Genomic DNA, 13270 nt, shown 5'->3' on the forward strand with positions numbered 1-13270 from the left:
CCACCGGCCGATCGTCGGCCCTTTCGCTGAAGGAGCCCATTCCGTGAGCACCCACTGCTACATCGGCGCCACCAGCCCCGACAACCCGCACCTGGTCCACGCCCGGTTCGTGCTCTTCGACGGTCACCCGGCCGTTGTGCTGCCCACCCTGGCCGCGATCTGGGATGGCCACGTCGACCATGACACCGCAGCGTTGATCACCGCGATCCTCGCCCACGACTGGGAGTACCTCGACCCGGACATCACCGCCACCACCCGGTCAGCGTTTCCTGGGCAGCGCCCGGTGCCGGGCGTCGGCATGACCCTCGCGTCCGAGGCGGAACCGTCGGAGCCCGTCACCGTGTTCCCGCTGTGCCACGCCAGGCACCTCGACACCGAATGGATCTACCTCGTCGAGGCGGACACCGCCACCATCGCCGTCTACAGCAGCGACGGCACGAGCGTCGCCACCTACCCCCTCGCCACTTGCCAGCATGCCGGCAGCACCGATCGGGGCGAGCGGCCGTGCGGGCCGCGGCCGACGGTGGGAGCACGGCCGTGAGCGCCCGCGCTCTCGGCGCGATCGCCGCCGCAGTGATCGCCGTGCTGGTGCTGTGCGCGGGCGGGATCGGCGCCCTGTTCACCGGCGGCGGCACCGCGTCGGCCGCCTGCTACAGCGCGGTCGGCCCGGACGGGCAGCCGCTGCTGCCCACTCACACCATCTCCCCACCCGCCCGCGCCGCTGGGTGGGACAGCGAGCAGACGGCCAACGCCGCCGTGATCGTCGCCGTCGGCGCGGAGCTGAAGGTCCCACCGCGGGGCTGGGTGATCGCCCTGGCCACCGCCATGCAGGAATCCACCATGCGCAACCTGCCCGGCGGGGACCGCGACTCGATCGGCCTGTTCCAGCAACGTCCCTCCCAAGGCTGGGGCACTCCCGCCCAACTGCGGGATCCCCGCTACGCGGCCGGGAAGTTCTACACCGCGCTGCTGGCGGTCGACGGCTGGCAGGCCACGGCGCTGACCGACGCCGCCCAGGCGGTGCAGCGCTCCGCCTACCCGGGCGCCTACGCGAAATGGGAAGACGACGCGATCGCCCTGGTGCGCGTCCTGACCGGCGGCACCCCAGCCGGCCCGGTCGCCGGCGATCTGGAGCAGGCGATGAGCAACCCGCTCTGCCTGTTCGACGGCGGTGACGGCCAGCCAGGCAGCGAGCAGGTTCGCCTGCCGGACGGTTTCACCCTGCCGCCGGGCACCCCACCGCAGGTCACGACGGCGATCGGCTGGGCCCTGGCACAGCTCGGCACGCCCTACACCTTCGGCGGGGACTGCACCGCACCCCACTCCGGCATCCCCCGGCATCAGTGCGACTGCTCATCGCTCATGCAGCAGGCATACCGGGCTGCCGGCGTCAGCCTGCCCCGCACCACCAGCGAACAAGTCCACGCCGGCACCGCGGTCGCCGACCACCGGGACCTGCGGCCGGGGGACCTGTTGTTCATCCCGGGCAGTCGCGGCAGCGCCACCCGCCCCGGCCACGTCGGCATGTACCTCGGCCAAGGGCTCATCGTGCAGGCCCCGCACAGCGGCGACGTCGTCAAGATCAGCCGCCTGTCCGGATGGGCCAGCCAGCTCGCGGCCGTCCGCCGGGTCATCAACTCCCCACAGTAGGTCCTCACCGTCGATGACCGGCCTGCATGAGCTTGGCGGGCGTCCTGGCGGAACCACCGCAACGGCTGGGTGTTCAGGCGCGTGACCACGGACATTCACTGGCGCGACGACCCGCACGCGCCCGCGGACTTCCTGGCCGGGCAGCGGGTGCGCGTCCGTACCGAACGATCGGCCCGGTGTACGGCACGGGCTGCCCGAGCAGCATGACCGCCTACTCCACCCGCGGCTGGCACGCGCGGCCATCGCGTGACCCCACTGGCCCTCATCTGCCGCCCGCTGCAGCAGGACCGCCGGGCGCGACTCCTGCCGGACGGGCTTCTTCCACCCACCCCTGCGAAAGGGAATCAATGAGCATCTACACCCTCACACCCAAGCCCGGCTGCGAGCGCTACACCATCCAGATCGGCTGGAACCCGCACCGCACCTACTTCGCGACCGTCGTCGACTTCGCCTGGGACCCCGTGACCGACCCTGACAAGGAACCCGACACGGTGCGGATTGGCCTGGTCGAGACGATTCTCGACCCGACCGAGGTGCTTCTGGCCGTCGAACCCTACGCCGACATCCCGGCTGGCCTGGCCGCCACACTGCGCGCCGACCAGGCCGCGCACCCGCTGCGCCGCCAACACGAACACCAGAGGCCCGCCATCGCACCGACTCCAACGGCCCCGCATCGCCCTCGTCGCAGCACCTACTGATTCGCCGGCCGTCGCCCGGTCGTCTCACGCGAAGCCCACGCACCATCCGGGCACGGCCGACCAGCCGTGCCCGGATTGCGTGTTCAGCGACCTGCGCTTCGGACGCCGCCACCTAACCGGCGACGCGAAGGCGGCCCCGTCGACCCCCGCGCGCTGGCGGGCCGCCGCCGTCGGCGCCCACACCTGACCACCCAGCGGCTGCGCCCAGAGCGCGCTGCCCCAACCCACACGAGAGATAAGGACAACGACAGTGACCAGTCCCGACAACAGGTCAAGGCGAGCCGGCCCCGACGGCGATGGCTCACAACCTGAGTCGGCCGGTCCCGACTACCAGGAGGGAGACCGGGTCGCCCTGGAGCACACGAGCGACCCATACACCCGGCTGCGGCCCGGCGATGAGGGCACGGTGCGCCGCTACGACCCGAGTGGTCAGGTGCTGGACGTCGAGTGGGACAGCGGTTCCCGGCTGTCCATGCTGCTGGACGCGGGGGACCGCGTGCGCCGGCTGCCGGTGGCCCGCTGGCCACAGGTATGTGATGCCCTGCGCGACGCCGGGGCGCAAGCCGGACGCGAGGCCGCCCGCTGGTGGGCTCAGGACACGATCGGCGGGCGGGCCAGCGGTGACGTGACCGCGGCCGCCCGATCGCTGCTCACCGACCTTGAAGCCGGCGACGGCCGGGACGTCGACGGGTTGCCCTTCGCCGACCGCGATGACCTGGCTCAGGCCGCCGCCCGCTACGCCGAGCACAGCCCGCCGGCCGCCCCTGACTGGCAGCAGTTGCGGGCGTGGCAGCTCGATCAGGCGAGGTGGGCGTGGTGCGACGGCTTCGACGCCGCCGTCGAGGCCGAGGCGGCACGCCAGTGCCGCCTCACGCTGCACCCCGGCGGTGACGACCGGGACCTGCGCCACGTGTACCCGGATCGGGTGCGCGTGGGGGGCCCGGGGGTGTTCGCCGGGGACTGGGCGTGGACGCCAAACGAGGCTGGGGACCTGCGCATCCCGGTCGGTTTCGTCGGCACCCTGGTCGACACCTGGAACGGGTGGGCGGTCTTTACCTGCACCCGGGAGGTCGCCGAGGCGATCGTCGCCGACCAAGCGGACGCCCGCGACCGCTGCCGTCGCTACCTGGCAGCTGAGGGCACCGCCGACGCGGATCTGGACCGGATGGTCGACCAGTCCATGGGGCGGATGTGGTTCGACGGTGACGTCATCGTCGCCGACGACACCCGCGTGCAGGACGACCCAGACGCGATCGACCGCATGACTCCAAACGCGGACGGCCACTACACCGTGATGGGTTGGTCATGGACCTGGCTGCCGGTGCACCCGTACGACTGCGACCGCATCGCCGGCACCATCCCCGACCCGCTGCCGACCGCCAGCACCCCCGCGAACCCTCCCGGGAAGGGAGCACCTGATGCCTGACGAGCGGGACCGCGAGGACGAGCGATCGTTGCAGCCTGGGGAGATCGTCGCCGTCGCGCCCGCGCTGGTCGACGAGATGGGCGAGTACCTGTACGTCGTCATCGACGGCTTCGGCCACCCTCGGTACACCGTCGCCCGTCTCGGTGGCGACGGGTACCAGTGGCCCAACGTCGACCGCGAGCACCTCACTCCCATGTCACCGGAACGAATCGTTCGGGTCTACGACGCGGACGGTGAGGCTGCCTACAGCGTCGCCTAGCGGCAGGGACCCGCGGCCCTGACGGCGGGCCACATGCGGGCCGTCTGGACGTCACCGCGTCGCGACCTCAGCTCGACGACGATCGCGACGGCACGAAGAGCCCGCCCATCTCGCAGTCATCACTGCGTCCTCCGGAACCCGACCGACGCGGAGCCAGCCCGTCGCCGGGAGCCGGGCCCCACATGTCAGCGCTGCCCTCGCCGCCCACCAAACGCGTCGAGGGCAGCGCTGGTTTCCCCTACGGAAGGAATCACCCTGATGGCAACCAAGACGGTTGTCGTGGTCACGGACGACCTGGACCACAGCACGGACAACGTCGCTACGCACCACTTCGCGCTGGACGGTGTGGCGTACGAGATCGACCTGTCCCCACACAACCTGCAGCGGATGCGGGAGGCGCTTGCCCCGTACATCGCCGTTGGGCGGCGGCTCGCGAAGGGCCCGGCAGGCCAACGCCGCGGTTCGCGCCAGAAGACTGGTCGGTGACGGTGGCCGATGCCCACTCCTGACTACTTGCCCAGGCGCGGCAGCACGGCAGTGTTCTCCGGGCCCTGGTTGCGCTATGAGCCGATCTCCGGCTCCCACCGCTACTACGAGGCCTATACGGCCATGCTGGTCGGCTGGTGGAACGGCACCCGCGAGCTCAGTATCGACGCCGAGGCAGCCCGCGCCCTCGCCCAGACCTTCGGGGGGATGGCCGACTTCGTGGGCGGTGACTGGCGCACCGTCGACTTCGACGGCCATGTCCTCACCGTCGCCCGCCCGCTGTCCCTCGGCGGCGGTGTCCACCGCGTCGAGCCCACCGAGGGCCGCTACCGGATCGGCTGGGGCCTGCCCTGGCTACCCGTTGACCCTCGGCGCTGCGACCGCGTCATCGGGCGAGTCTAGGCACCTTCCATCCAGGGAAAGCGGACGCCCACCTGGGCGAACGTCCGCAGGATCACGTCCCGGGCCCCGTCCATCCACCCGCGGGCTCCGGCCAACCGGTCACGGTGCCCGGACCCCTCGGCGCGGGGAGATGGCCATGGCAGTCATCGCCTCACCGCTGAAACACCTCACCGATTTCACCGGCTGCCATCGAGGCAATCCGGCGCTGCGCCCCGCACACACGGGGTGCCTGCTGACGAGATCAAGCCGGCCGCGACCACGCGTACCGCAACGCCGCGCGTCGGCGTCATCCCTCTCTACTCATCAAGGAGGCCCCATGCTTCATCCAGATACGCAAGACCAGTTCACCAGCACACTCGCTGTCGTCGAAGCCCAGCACGAGCGGCGCGGGTGGGATCTGCCGCCACAGCTGATCGGCCTGTTCGACCGCCCGATGTCGGCGCACCCCCACCGCGTCTACGTCGACGGCGACCTGTTCGACCCGAGTGTCTGGCACGACCCGGACCTCGCCGGCGGCGACCAGGAGGCACCGCCCGCGGTGATCCTGCACCGCCTGGCCGAACACGCCGACAGCCTCCCGATGCGGAGCTGGCTGCGCGCGTGGCTGCGCCAGGACGGGCGACGCTGCGTCGGCTTCGCCGTGGTCTTCGAAGCCTGGGCCGGCCCGGTGGGCCCCGGCTACCGCCACGGCGACCTCGCGCAAGCCCCCGCGTCCGACCGCGTCGAGGTCCGCGTGGTCGCCGCCGTCGACATCGACCTGCGGATGTACCAGGTCATGCGGGCGCGCGGCGCGCAGGCACCAGCCGTCAACACCTGGCCGGTGCCACCACCCCGGGTGCGCGACACCCGCATCGCGACCGGTCTGACCCGGCTGGTGCGGCTGACCCGCACCCTGTGACACCCCGATCGGCGCGCTCCTCAGCCTGACGCCGAATCCCGATCCGACCGGCGCCGAACAGTAGGCGCCCAACCTGAGACACCGCTCCGCGTAGCCGAGCACGGCTACGCGCGCTCTTCCCGCCCGCCACGGCATATCCACACGCCGCCGCGCACCCCGGGAAGGGGCGCGCGGCGGCTTTTCATCCGCCAAGGAGCACCCATGCCACACCAGAAACACCCCCAATCCGGCCGGGCGCTGACCGCGCCCACAGGCCCGCGTTGCCCTGACCTGATCGCCCGCGGCCTCGCGGTGACCGGCCGTGCGCTGGTCGCAGGCGTCGCCGGAGGTGCCCGGTGACCTCGACCGGTAAGCCGAAGGCCAAGCCCCGTCCCATGTTCGGGCCGGTCCTCGCCGTGCTCGCGGACGAGCCGAGCCGCGCCTTCTCCATCACCGACATCAACAAGGAACTGCCCGGCCGGTCGTCGGGCGCCATCGGTTCCGTCCTGGGACGCCTCGTCGACCGAGGCTGGGCGACCATGTCCGCCGGCCCGCCGCGCCGGTACACCATCACTGCTGTCGGGCTGGCCGGGTTCAAGGCGACCGCCGGCTACGGCCACGTTCCCGCGCCGACCACCACGACCACTACACCGGCACCGGAACCGGAGCCGACCTCCACCGGCCCGGTTCCGCCGCGTCCCGGTGCCGTGCTGCGCCCGAACGGGGACTGGTACCTGCCCCGCCAGTTGGGCGACGGCACCGACGTCGAGGTGCTGCGGCGGCTGCGCCGGGACAAGATCCCGGTCCTGCTCTACGGGCCTCCCGGCACCGGTAAGACCAGCCTCATCGAGGCCTCCTACCCCGACGCGGTCACCGTCGCCGGGCACGGCGACACCACCGTCGAAGACCTCGTCGGCAACTACGTGCCCCTGCCCGACGGTGGCTTCGAGTTCTCCCACGGCCCGCTGGTCACCGCCATGCGCGAGGGCCGTGCCCTGTTCATCGACGACGCCACCCTGATCCCACCCCGGGTCCTCGCGGTGCTCTACCCGGCGATGGACGGCCGGGCCACGATCACCATCACCGCCCACCACAACGAGACCGTCACCGCCGCCGACGGGTTCTTCGTCTGCGCCGGCCACAACCCGGGCGTGCACGGGGCTGTCCTCACCGAAGCCTTGGCCAGCCGATTCTCCGTGCACATCGAGGTCACCACCGACTTCGACCTCGCCCGCTCCCTGGGTGTTCCGCCGGGAGCCGTCAACGCGGCGGTCGCCCTCAACCAGCGCCTGCGCAAACACGAGATCGACTGGGCGCCGCAGCTGCGCGAGCTCCTGGCGTTCAAGCGCATCACGGCCAGCCTCGGACTCGCCGCGGCCGTGGCCAACCTCGCCGCCATCGCCCCCGAACCCGACCGCCCCGCGGTCGTCGAGGCCCTCCAACGGGCCTACGGCGGGGCCACCGTCACGCCCCTGACCCTCGGCAAGCAGAAGTAAGGCAAACCCCCTCATGACCAGTGTCTCCACGCACGTCGCCACCTCCAGTACCAGCCCCGCCCTGCCAACCCGGGCCACCCCGGCCTGGGCCTCGTGGTCAGCGGCCTGGACCACGCAGGCCGCGCTGATCACCGGCCGGCCGGACGCCGCCGTCACCGTCGCGCCCGCCGCAGGCGGCCCACCCGGATACAGCCTCCCGGCCACCGCGCAGATCCACGTCGACGCCGACCTCATCCCCGCCCCGACGATCGCCGACCCCCGCCGCCCCGGACACAAGGCGAAAGTCCCCGTCGCCTACGGCGTCCTCCTACACGAGTGCGCCCACGTCATCCACTCGAAGTGGGACCCGCCACCGGCCGTCGCGCCCGTCGTCCGAGAGGCCGCGCTCCTGCTCGAGGAGGCACGGATCGAAGGCCGCTACCGCACCACCCGGCCCCGCGACCGGCGATGGCTGCGCCGCGCCGTCACCGCCATCATCGACCCCGCCGACACCCCCACCGACACCACATGGTCCGCCGCCTACGCCGCCGGACTCCTCCTCGCCCGAGTCGACGCGAAGATCCTCTACAGCAGAGATGTCCGCGAGCCGCGCCGCGCCATCACCAAAATCCTCGGGCGCAAGCTACTCAAGGGCCTACGCAGGATCTGGCAGGAAGCCCTCACCGTGGACGACACCGACACCGAACGCATGATCAGCCTCGGCGAACGGTGGTGCCGGCTGCTGGGCATCAATCCCACCCTCACCCCTGAACTGCCCGCCGACGACGCCGCGACCAGCACGATCGCGGCGGCGATCGCCGCCGCTCTCGACGCCATCCTGACCAACCCCTCCGACACCCCGGAACCCGGCAGCCCCAGGCCCCGACCGGGCGGGCCCGGCATCCACGTCGACACCGACACGCCGATCACCTGGCAGGAGCGGGAGCCCCGCGACGCCGAACGCAAGGCCGCCAACCGGCTCACCGCACTGCTGCGCCGCGCCCGCCACCGCGAACCCGCCCGCACCCTGCAACCCAGCACCACACCACCAGGGCGCCTGCGCACCCGGGCCGCGGTCACCCTCGCCGCCCAACGGGCCGTCGGCGCCAGCCCCACCGCCGAACCCTGGCAACGCGTCGTACGGCGTCCCGTCCCCGACCCGGAACTGACCGTCGCCATCCTGATCGACGCGTCCGGTTCCATGCGCGACTTCGCCGAGCCCATGTCCTCCGCGGCGTGGATCGTCGCCCAGGCCAGCACCCGCGCCGGCGCCACCAGCGCCACCCTCGCCTTCGGCGACCGGATCACCGTGCTCATCCCACCCGGGCGCCGGCCGGCCAAGGTCCGCGACATGCGAGCCGACGCCGGCACCGAACGGTTCGTCGAAGCCTGCACCGAGGCCGACCGCATCCTGCACCTGTCCACCCCCGGCACGGCACGGCTACTCGTCGTCGTCTCCGACGGCCACTACGTCAACCCGACCAAAGCCCAGGCCACCATCACCCGCCTACACCGCACCGGATGCGCCGTGCTGTGGCTCGCACCCGACAACAAGAGCTGGCCGCCCCGGGTCTACGACCACACCACCACGATCACCGTCGACGACCCCACGACCTGCATCAACCTCATCGGCCAAGCGGCCATCGACGCCCTGTCCAAGGCCTGACACCGCACCCCGCCGGCCCTGGGCACCGCCCACAGCGCCCCGGGAGTCGGTGACTCAACACCCACTTAGCGGCTAGCCGCATCCGCTGGCGCCGCCGCCTCGCACCACCCGCACGAACCAGGCCGTTGCCCGGCCACCCGCGCACCCACGCGCACCCCCGGGCACGGCCGCACGGCCGTGCCCGGGTTCCCCTGACCGAGAGGAACCCGATGACACTGCCACCGCTCACCCGCCCGACCAACGCGCCGACGCGCACCAGCGCCACCCCGACCGGTCTGCTGCCGCGCAGGCCGCAACCGCGCATCGCCGTGGTCGGCGGATCCCTCACCGGCTGCACCACCGCACTGCTGTTGCTGCACGCCGGCTTCGACCATGTCGCCATCTACGAAGCCGCCCCCGATGCCATGCCGCGCGGTGGCGGGCTGATCGGCCTGGAACACCCCGCCCTGGACATCCTCGACCGCCTCGGCATCGATCAGAGCGAGTTCGTCGCGTACGAGTCGGAAACCGTCTGGCAGGTCACCGTCCGCGCCCGCCAGCCCATCCACACCACCAGACAGCTCTACCCGGGCCGCAACACCACCTGGACGCTGCTGCATACCGCGCTGACCACCCGCCTGCCAGCCGGGGTGCTGCACACCGGTCGCCGCGTCGCCGCGCTCGACGTCCGCAACGGACAACCCGTCCTCACGTTCGGCGACGGCTCCCGCGAAATCGCCGACGTGGTGGTGTTCGCCGACGGCCGCGCCTCCACCGGCCGCCGCCTCCTCGACCCCCACCGAACGCTGCGGTACGCCGGCTACACCGCCCACCGGGGCCAGACCACTACGCCCGACACGCCACTGCGCGACTTCCTGCGCCTGGAACCGTCGGGCTGCCAGTACAACGTCGCGCCGATCCCCGGCGGCCTGGACTGGACGTTCTATCTCACCTGCAGTCCCACCGACTACGCCCACCACTTCGGGGCGCCACCGCAGCGGCGAACGTTCGCCTTGCCTCACCACGTCGGGCCTGCGGCCCACGCCCACGTCGACGAGCAGGCCGCCCGGCTGCTGCCGGCCCCGCACGCCGCGACCGTGCACGCCACCACCATCCGCATGGCCGCGCCGGTAATGGACATCGACCCACCCACCCGCATGGCCTGGCCCGTCGGGCGCGGCTGGGCGGTGCTGCTCGGCGACGCCCTCGCCCCCGTACGCCCCCACACCGCCCGCGGCGCCAACAACGGCATCGAACAAGCCGCCGGCCTGACCACCGCCCTCACCCAACACCACCGCCACGGCGCCGACCTCCCCGCGGCCCTCCACGCCTGGCAGCGACGGCACCTGCCCACCGTCGTCACCGCCATCCAGCAGGGCGCCGCGATCGTCGCCCACCTCGGCCTCGGCGGCACCGCAACCTCCGGCCGGACACCGTCCGGCCGGGCCATTCCATCCACCCGAGCAGCGAGAAGGGAAATCCGATGACGCTGCACCTGTACTTCGACCTCACCGACACGCTGCGGCTGGCCGAACACGCCGTCGCCGCCGACGAACAAGCCCCGACCTACACCGAACGCGAGGAGGGCCCGGCCTGCCCAGGCGCGCTCGTGTGGGTTCACGACCAGGGCGTCTACCTGATGTCCAGCGGCCTGCCCCGCCTACCCGACCCGAACCGGCCCGAGTCCTCCCTCGTCGTCTACGCCCACGGCTGGAACCCCGACACCGACGGCTACCGCCGCGATCGGGACCTCGGCGGGGACGACTTCGCCGAACACCTGCACCTCACCGAGCAGCCCACACCGCTGATCGACACGCTCCGCACCGCCCACGCCGCCGGCTACCGGTGGCTGCTCCTGACCGTCACCGCCGACACCTACCAGGTGCGCGTGACCCGCACCCGCCGCACCGACTGACCACCCCTGCCCGACAGCCCCGCCCCGATCACGATCACGGGAGGCGGGGCCGTCGGCTGTTCACCAACTCGGAGACCCCATGCACACTCCTGAAGATCACCAGCCGCAGCCGGCGAGCCTGGAGTCCGTCCTGCGCGACGTGTGGGACGCCTTCCATCCCGGCCAGGCCGCCCCACTGGGATGGCTCACCCACACCGCCGCCCGCATCCACGACCACCTCCGCGCCCAGCAGCCCGCCCCGACCGCGACCGCGCCACCCGCAACCATCGACGAGCAGTCCGCGACCCTGCGCCGGCGGGTGTGGCAGACGCTGCGCGCCGCCGCCGCCGACGACGTCATCGCCCCGGATGCCGTCGACCAGATCCTGCACACCCTCGACCTGCCCGGACTACCGCGCCGCTGGCAGGTCCGCCTCACCCTGCCCCTGACCATCGAGGTCACCGCCACCAGCCGCGACGACGCCGTCGAGGCCGCCGAGGACGCCATCGACGCCGCCCTCACCGGCACCAGCCACGACACCTACCTCGACTGGGACAACACCCACCGAGACGACGCCACCCCCGGCGACATCGACACCACCACCGACCCGCCCGCCGACCTGCGATGACGCCCCCACGCGCCAACGGCCTACCCCATCCGCGAAGGACCCCGCGCACGCTGCTGCGCCTTACTCGCAGCATTCGACGCCGCGCCGTCTAGGGCATTGCCGGCGCTCGCCCCCTACCGCTCGGCGACGACTTGATCAATGCGAGAAGTCGAGCGTCACTTGCACCCCGGCCCGCCATCCACTGCGGCGTACCCGATCGCGTCAGCCCATGCCGCTGGCCGCAGGGGTGGCGGGCCCATGACAGCCGAACCCCCACCGGAAAGGGCATCACCTCATGGGTTCGCAGCATCGCCGTGCGATACCGCGCACGGTCACCGACGTCCTGTTGTGGCTGCTCGCCAGCGACGTGGCCGCCGCTCACCAGCCCCAGCCGCACCGGCCTGACCGGTGCGGCAACCTGCGCTGCGCCGGCCAGGCATACCCCTGCCCGCCGGCACGCGACGCCCACCGCGCCCACCAGGCAGCTACCCGCCCCCAGCCGCGGCCGCGAGGACGCGCCCGGGTGACCACGCCCGTCGACCGGGTCGCCGGCTGGTTCCGGCCTGCCCGCACCCAACCCCGCGCCGCCTGAAGCCACGGCGACAACGATCCACGACAGTGATGGAGGTGCCGTGAGTTTTCGTACCGAGTCGACCCTCGCGGGCTACGCCCGCGCGACGGTCGACCTGCGCGCCCGCATGATCGACTACACCCGTAGCCGTTTCGCCCAGCAGTACCTGAAGGCGTTCCTCGAACCCACCCTGGACGCGACCACCGACGGCCCCGACCACAAAACGGCCGTCATCGACGCACTCGGCCGCGTCGCGCACCAGCCGTGGCAGGACGGTGAACCCTACGTCCTCGCTCCCGCCATGACCGCGATCATCGCCGCCGCCGCCCAGGCCCTCGACCTCACCGGCGACATCATCGGCAACGACACCGCCCCCAGCGACGCCGGCGTGCTGTTCCTCCCCGAACCCATCTACGAACGCGGCATCCAAGGCCACGTGACCTCGATCGGCGCGATCGCCTGGGCCAAGTTCCACAACACCACCAACGGGCGCACCGGCTGGTGGATCACCGGCTGGGCCGACCGCGACGACCCCCTCGACCCCGCCGCCGCCCGACGCCGACGCCAACTCACCGAAGCCCCCGAACTCGCCGCCCAGCTTGGCCCCTACGTGCTCCACTCGTTCGCCGAGATCCCCATCGGCGTCCCGATCACCGCCCCCGGCGAGATACCCGAGGAAGTCGACCGCGACTGGGAAACTGCCCCGGACGGCCGCTTCTGCATCGACGAGTCCACGCTGCGGATGCACGCCGTCGCCGCGGTGCTCTACGCGTTCTGGCGCATCCAGGAACAACCCATCGCCACCATCGCCAACCTTCCCCTCGACAGGCCCGCCCGCCGACGCGCGCTACGCGCCAGCCTGCGCCACGACACCCGCGTCGTCATGCTCCGCCGCACCAAACCCATCACCGAACCCACCGGCGAGACGAAGTGGCACTACCGGGTGCGGTTCCTCGTACGCGGTCACTGGCGACGCCTCACCAACGCCGACGGCCAGCCGTACCGCATCTGGATCCACTCCTACATCAAGGGCCCCGACGGGGCGCCGCTGCTGCTCGGCGAAACCGTGTCCGTCCTCGCCCGATGATCCGACCTGGCCTCGACTTCACACCACTCCGTCGAGTCGCATCCGCCGAAAAATTTGAAGTTACCGTCTGTCCACGTTGATGCGTCGTTTCCATGGTACTTCCGCCCGTTTTGGGCGTGCGGAGATTTTACGGAGCGCGGTGCGAGGTGTCCTAATTGCAGGGCATTCGTTGGGAGTGGCCCTTGATATGCGG

At 71.8% G+C, this 13270-nt stretch carries 15 protein-coding genes; all 15 read left to right on the forward strand.

Annotated elements, in window-relative coordinates; translation table 11 throughout:
• The first annotated feature begins 43 nt into the window (after positions 1-43).
• The 15 genes from ACGFIZ_RS15580 to ACGFIZ_RS15650 all read left to right on the forward strand — a co-directional run bounded on the left by ACGFIZ_RS15580 (position 44) and on the right by ACGFIZ_RS15650 (position 13077).
• Positions 44-541 carry a hypothetical protein gene (locus ACGFIZ_RS15580; protein WP_393419688.1) on the forward strand — a complete coding sequence of 166 codons (498 nt, stop codon included), beginning with the start codon at positions 44-46 and terminating at the stop codon, positions 539-541.
• Positions 538-1650, forward strand: coding sequence for a C40 family peptidase (locus ACGFIZ_RS15585; protein WP_393419690.1), 1113 nt, complete (start codon positions 538-540; stop codon positions 1648-1650). The genes ACGFIZ_RS15580 and ACGFIZ_RS15585 overlap by 4 nt, the downstream gene beginning before the upstream one ends.
• Positions 1651-1997: 347 nt before the next feature.
• The gene (locus tag ACGFIZ_RS15590; RefSeq protein WP_393419692.1) at positions 1998-2348 is read left to right on the forward strand and encodes a hypothetical protein; all 351 of its coding nucleotides are present in this window, start codon (positions 1998-2000) and stop codon (positions 2346-2348) included.
• A 250-nt stretch (positions 2349-2598) separates the two neighbouring features.
• The gene (locus tag ACGFIZ_RS15595) at positions 2599-3774 is read left to right on the forward strand and encodes a DUF4314 domain-containing protein (RefSeq protein ID WP_393419694.1); all 1176 of its coding nucleotides are present in this window, start codon (positions 2599-2601) and stop codon (positions 3772-3774) included.
• Positions 3767-4033 carry a hypothetical protein gene (locus ACGFIZ_RS15600; RefSeq protein WP_393419696.1) on the forward strand — a complete coding sequence of 89 codons (267 nt, stop codon included), beginning with the start codon at positions 3767-3769 and terminating at the stop codon, positions 4031-4033. The genes ACGFIZ_RS15595 and ACGFIZ_RS15600 overlap by 8 nt, the downstream gene beginning before the upstream one ends.
• A 258-nt stretch (positions 4034-4291) precedes the next feature.
• Entirely contained in the window at positions 4292-4519 is a 228-nt protein-coding gene (locus ACGFIZ_RS15605; RefSeq protein ID WP_393419698.1) for an Lsr2 family protein, read from the forward strand.
• Between the two features lie 9 nt (positions 4520-4528).
• Positions 4529-4921: a hypothetical protein gene (locus tag ACGFIZ_RS15610; RefSeq protein WP_393419700.1), complete on the forward strand. Its 393-nt coding sequence runs from the start codon at positions 4529-4531 to the stop codon at positions 4919-4921.
• A 316-nt stretch (positions 4922-5237) separates the two neighbouring features.
• On the forward strand, positions 5238-5819 hold the full coding sequence (locus tag ACGFIZ_RS15615) for a hypothetical protein (protein ID WP_393419702.1): 582 nt from the start codon (positions 5238-5240) through the stop codon (positions 5817-5819).
• A gap of 374 nt (positions 5820-6193) precedes the next feature.
• Positions 6194-7294 carry an AAA family ATPase gene (locus ACGFIZ_RS15620; RefSeq protein ID WP_393419789.1) on the forward strand — a complete coding sequence of 367 codons (1101 nt, stop codon included), beginning with the start codon at positions 6194-6196 and terminating at the stop codon, positions 7292-7294.
• Between the two features lie 13 nt (positions 7295-7307).
• Entirely contained in the window at positions 7308-8939 is a 1632-nt protein-coding gene (locus ACGFIZ_RS15625) for a VWA domain-containing protein (RefSeq protein ID WP_393419704.1), read from the forward strand.
• 209 nt (positions 8940-9148) lie between these two features.
• Positions 9149-10405: an FAD-dependent monooxygenase gene (locus ACGFIZ_RS15630; protein ID WP_393419706.1), complete on the forward strand. Its 1257-nt coding sequence runs from the start codon at positions 9149-9151 to the stop codon at positions 10403-10405.
• On the forward strand, positions 10402-10833 hold the full coding sequence (locus ACGFIZ_RS15635; protein ID WP_393419708.1) for a DUF3085 domain-containing protein: 432 nt from the start codon (positions 10402-10404) through the stop codon (positions 10831-10833). The genes ACGFIZ_RS15630 and ACGFIZ_RS15635 overlap by 4 nt, the downstream gene beginning before the upstream one ends.
• 79 nt (positions 10834-10912) lie before the next feature.
• Positions 10913-11440 carry a hypothetical protein gene (locus ACGFIZ_RS15640; RefSeq protein WP_393419710.1) on the forward strand — a complete coding sequence of 176 codons (528 nt, stop codon included), beginning with the start codon at positions 10913-10915 and terminating at the stop codon, positions 11438-11440.
• Positions 11441-11714: 274 nt separating this feature from the next.
• Positions 11715-12011 (forward strand): hypothetical protein, encoded by a 297-nt coding sequence (locus tag ACGFIZ_RS15645; protein WP_393419712.1) that lies wholly within the window; start codon positions 11715-11717, stop codon positions 12009-12011.
• 40 nt (positions 12012-12051) lie between these two features.
• Positions 12052-13077 carry a hypothetical protein gene (locus ACGFIZ_RS15650; RefSeq protein WP_393419714.1) on the forward strand — a complete coding sequence of 342 codons (1026 nt, stop codon included), beginning with the start codon at positions 12052-12054 and terminating at the stop codon, positions 13075-13077.
• Positions 13078-13270: the final 193 nt, after the last annotated feature.

The organism is Micromonospora sp. NPDC048830 (genome assembly GCF_043198215.1).
GTDB lineage: Bacteria > Actinomycetota > Actinomycetes > Mycobacteriales > Micromonosporaceae > Micromonospora.

Bases quoted from the DNA above. Each gene is read 5' to 3' on its own strand.
- ACGFIZ_RS15590 (WP_393419692.1), top strand. From the start codon at position 1,998: ATGAGCATCTACACCCTCACACCCAAGCCCGGCTGCGAGCGCTACACC.
- ACGFIZ_RS15600 (WP_393419696.1), top strand. From the start codon at position 3,767: ATGCCTGACGAGCGGGACCGCGAGGACGAGCGATCGTTGCAGCCTGGG.
- ACGFIZ_RS15605 (WP_393419698.1), top strand. From the start codon at position 4,292: ATGGCAACCAAGACGGTTGTCGTGGTCACGGACGACCTGGACCACAGC.
- ACGFIZ_RS15610 (WP_393419700.1), top strand. From the start codon at position 4,529: ATGCCCACTCCTGACTACTTGCCCAGGCGCGGCAGCACGGCAGTGTTC.
- ACGFIZ_RS15615 (WP_393419702.1), top strand. From the start codon at position 5,238: ATGCTTCATCCAGATACGCAAGACCAGTTCACCAGCACACTCGCTGTC.
- ACGFIZ_RS15620 (WP_393419789.1), top strand. From the start codon at position 6,194: ATGTTCGGGCCGGTCCTCGCCGTGCTCGCGGACGAGCCGAGCCGCGCC.
- ACGFIZ_RS15625 (WP_393419704.1), top strand. From the start codon at position 7,308: ATGACCAGTGTCTCCACGCACGTCGCCACCTCCAGTACCAGCCCCGCC.
- ACGFIZ_RS15630 (WP_393419706.1), top strand. From the start codon at position 9,149: ATGACACTGCCACCGCTCACCCGCCCGACCAACGCGCCGACGCGCACC.
- ACGFIZ_RS15635 (WP_393419708.1), top strand. From the start codon at position 10,402: ATGACGCTGCACCTGTACTTCGACCTCACCGACACGCTGCGGCTGGCC.
- ACGFIZ_RS15640 (WP_393419710.1), top strand. From the start codon at position 10,913: ATGCACACTCCTGAAGATCACCAGCCGCAGCCGGCGAGCCTGGAGTCC.
- ACGFIZ_RS15645 (WP_393419712.1), top strand. From the start codon at position 11,715: ATGGGTTCGCAGCATCGCCGTGCGATACCGCGCACGGTCACCGACGTC.